Here is a 3,557-nt window from a genome sequence, read left to right as displayed (position 1 = left end):
CTGCTGAAGACGCTGGAAGAGCCGCCCGAGCATGTGAAATTCATCTTCGCCACCACCGAAATCCGCAAAGTTCCGATCACGGTGCTGTCGCGCTGCCAGCGCTTCGACCTGCGCCGGATTCCGGCCGCCGATCTGGTGCGGCTGTTTTCCACGATTGCCGCCAAGGAAGGCGTCGAGATCGAGGACGAGGCGGTGCAGATGATCGCCCGCGCCGCCGAGGGCTCGGCCCGTGATGGCCTCTCTCTGCTGGACCAGGCGATTTCGCACGGCAGCGGCCATGTGGAAGCATCCGCCGTGCGCGCCATGCTGGGCCTTGCTGACCGCGCCCGGATCGTCGACCTGTTCGGCCATATTATGACCGGCGATGTCGCCGCCGCACTTGCCGAATTCCAGTCGCAGTACGAGGCCGGGGCCAATCCCGTGGTGGTGCTCAATGATCTGGCCGATTTCACCCATCTGGTAACGCGGCTGAAATATGTGCCCGAAGGCGCGGAAGACGTGTCGCTGAGCGAGATCGAACGCACCGCGGGCACCGGCTTTGCCGAAAAGGTCGCGGTCTCCGCGCTGTCGCGCATCTGGCAGATGCTCCTGAAGGGCATTCCGGAAACCGAAAACGCCGCCCGCCCGCTGGGCGCTGCCGAAATGGTGCTGATCCGGCTCGCCCATGCAGCAAGCCTGCCCTCGCCCGAGGACGCCGCCCGCAGGCTGCTGGCGCTGGAGGAAGGCGGCGCTGCTGCGGCCCCATCCGCGCCGCCGGCAGGTCGCCCGCAGGCTGGCGGCTCCGGAAGCGCCAATGCCGTTTCCGCCCGCCAGACCGGCGAAGCGCCCCGCCAATCCGCGACCGTCACCATGCTGCACCCGCAAAGCGCCGAAGCGCGCCAACCGGAGATCGCGCCGCAGCCGGAAACCGTGGAGCCCGAACCGGCCCCCGCCCCCGAACCGCAAAAGACCTCGGCGATCAAGTCGTTGCAGGACATCACCGATCTCTGCTCGAAGAACCGCGCGATCAAGATGCGCTCGGAAATCCGCAATTTCGTGCGGCTGGTGCGGCTTGAGCCCGGCCGGCTGGAGGTCAACCTTCTGCCCGGCACATCCGCGACCTTCCTCAACGATCTCGGCGCGAAGCTTCGGGAATGGACCGGCGAGAGCTGGTTCGTCAGCCTCAGCAAGGAGGCCGGCGCGCCGACGCTGCTGGAAGCCGAGGAAGCCGAGCGCGAACAGCGCTTCCGCGATGCCCGCGAGGACCCGGAGATCGCCGCGATCCTGAAATTCTTCCCCGGCGCTGAAATCCGCGACGTGCGGGTGCGTGCCGAAACGGAAACGGCCGATACGGCCGAGAGCGACGCGCCCGACGCCGCCATGAACGAAGACGGCGACGTGCTGCCGGAAGACGATATCGACGAATAGAAACAACATTCAAGGAGATGACATGCGCGATCTGATGGGCATGATGGGCAAGGTCAAGGAAATGCAGGCCAAGATGGAGCAGCTGCAGGAAGAGATCGCGGCCGCCCGGGTGGAAGGCGTTTCCGGCGGTGGCATGGTGACAATCGAGATGACCGGCAAGGGCGACATGCTGTCGATCAAGATCGATCCGAGCCTGCTTGCCGGCGACGAGGCCGAGATGCTGGAAGACCTGATCGTTGCCGCCCACCGCGACGCCAAGGACCGCGCCGGCGAGAAGGCGGAGGAAATGACCAAGGAACTGACCGCCGGCCTGCCGATCCCGCCCGGCATGAAGCTGCCCTTCTGAGGACAGCGCCATGACGCTCGGCGCGCTCGCCCTTTTCGCCATCACGCTGTTCGTCGCCGCCGGCTCTCCGGGGCCGAGCGTGGCCGCCCTCGTCGCCCGCGTGCTTGCGCGCGGGCATCGCGACGTGCTGCCGTTTCTGGCGGCGATGTGGCTGGGCGAGGCGCTGTGGCTGACGCTGGCGGTGTTCGGGCTGGCGGCCGTCGCCACCAGCTTTCACGGCGTGTTCGTGGCGATCAAATGGGCGGGCGTCGCCTATCTTTTCTGGCTCGCCTGGAAGATGTGGTTTGCAAGGACAGAGACCGCCTGCGAGGAATTGCCGCAGGCAAGCTCCAGCTGGAAAATGTTTTTGACCGGCATCAGCATCACCATCGGCAATCCCAAGATCATGATGTTCTATGTGGCGCTGCTGCCGACGATCCTCGATCTCGCAAGCGTCACTCTTGTCGGCTGGCTGGAACTCACCGTCACCCTGCTGCTGGTGCTTGCCATCGTCGATCTCGCATGGGTGTTCCTGGCCGCCAGGGCCCGCCGCCTACTGAAAAGCCCGCGCGCCATGAAGATCGCCAACCGCCTCAGCGCCGGCATGATCGGCGGGGCTGCGGTGGCGATTGCGACGCGGTAAGAACGCTGGCGACCCTCACCGGCCCCCTCGTTGCGAAGACGCGAACATGCGATTTGCGTGCCGGTGTTCGGCTTGAGCCCCCCTCATCCGGCCTTCGGCCACCTTCTCCCCTCAGGGGAGAAGGGGCGGCGCTTCGCGTTTGATGACAGTGCCTGACGGTTACTCAGAGAATGCCCCACGCTCCCCCTCTCCCCGTGGGGAGAGGGTGGCGCGAATGCGCCGGGTGAGGGAGCGGCCCTTGCAGTCACTCCCCGATCTTCGTCGTGTTCCCAGGGGTAAGCGGGCAAGGTCCGAAAAACGACCGGACCATCGAAGCAGGTGTGGAATTGACGACAGTCCTTGCTCCCACGCCGGATAATGTTTCCATTGCCCGCCGCAATCGGATAAAGCGCACTCATGGCAAAGCGAGTCACCGGTCCCGAAATCGAAAAACTGATCCAGCTTCTGGCGAAGGTGCCGGGGCTTGGGCCGCGGTCGGCCAGGCGGGCGGCGCTGCATTTGATCAAGAAGCGCGACCAGTTGATGGGCCCGCTCTCCGGCGCGATGCAGGATGCCTATGACAAGGTGAAGATCTGCACCACCTGCGGCAATGTCGACACATCCGATCCCTGCACGATCTGCACCGATCCGACCCGCGACCAGGGCCTCGTCATCGTCGTGGAGGATGTCGGCGATCTGTGGGCGCTGGAGCGTGCTGCGGCGCTCAACGCCGCCTATCACGTCCTCGGCGGCACGCTGTCGCCGCTCGACGGCATCGGCCCGGACGATCTCACCATCGCCGCCCTTGTCGACCGGGTGAAGGCCGGCGAGGTGCGCGAGCTGATCATCGCCGTCAACGCCACCGTCGAGGGCCAGGCGACCGCCCACTACATCACCGATCAGCTCGAAGGCCTCGACATCAAGGTCACCCGGCTTGCCCACGGCGTGCCGGTCGGCGGCGAACTCGACTATCTCGATGAGGGCACGCTGGTGGCAGCGCTCAGGGCGCGGACGAGCCTGTAGCTTACGCGGCTCTCCCGCTTCGATATTCGTGAACTGGCAACCACTGGACCAAGGTTCGTCCAGCCGGAAACCTATCCTGATTTCAGCGCATTGCTGACGCATTCGCCGAGACGCTCCGCCAACTGCCGGGCGACCTCGCTTCGGTCCGTCCAGTCATCTGCGACCTCGCCAAGATAGGCC

General features: G+C 65.5%; 4 protein-coding genes. All 4 read left to right on the top strand.

The window, feature by feature from the left end; genetic code table 11:
- Positions 1–1,407 (top strand): DNA polymerase III subunit gamma/tau (locus B4E36_RS07940; RefSeq protein WP_345900209.1); only part of this gene is annotated, 1,407 nt, incomplete at its 5' end.
- 22 nt (positions 1,408–1,429) lie between these two features.
- Positions 1,430–1,753, top strand: coding sequence for a YbaB/EbfC family nucleoid-associated protein (locus B4E36_RS07935; protein WP_292051608.1), 324 nt, complete (start codon positions 1,430–1,432; stop codon positions 1,751–1,753).
- Between the two features lie 10 nt (positions 1,754–1,763).
- Positions 1,764–2,375, top strand: coding sequence for a LysE family translocator (locus B4E36_RS07930; RefSeq protein WP_292051610.1), 612 nt, complete (start codon positions 1,764–1,766; stop codon positions 2,373–2,375).
- Between the two features lie 396 nt (positions 2,376–2,771).
- Positions 2,772–3,377 carry a recombination mediator RecR gene (recR, locus tag B4E36_RS07925; RefSeq protein ID WP_292051611.1) on the top strand — a complete coding sequence of 202 codons (606 nt, stop codon included), beginning with the start codon at positions 2,772–2,774 and terminating at the stop codon, positions 3,375–3,377.
- Positions 3,378–3,557 lie beyond the last annotated feature (180 nt).

Source organism: Martelella sp. UBA3392 (assembly GCF_002358775.1).
Classification (GTDB): domain Bacteria; phylum Pseudomonadota; class Alphaproteobacteria; order Rhizobiales; family Rhizobiaceae; genus Martelella; species Martelella mediterranea.
Note: the sequence above shows the minus strand (reverse complement) of the source record. Positions and strands in the feature narration are given on the sequence as shown.

Bases quoted from the DNA above. Each gene is read 5' to 3' on its own strand.
- recR (WP_292051611.1), top strand. From the start codon at position 2,772: ATGGCAAAGCGAGTCACCGGTCCCGAAATCGAAAAACTGATCCAGCTT.
- B4E36_RS07935 (WP_292051608.1), top strand. From the start codon at position 1,430: ATGCGCGATCTGATGGGCATGATGGGCAAGGTCAAGGAAATGCAGGCC.
- B4E36_RS07930 (WP_292051610.1), top strand. From the start codon at position 1,764: ATGACGCTCGGCGCGCTCGCCCTTTTCGCCATCACGCTGTTCGTCGCC.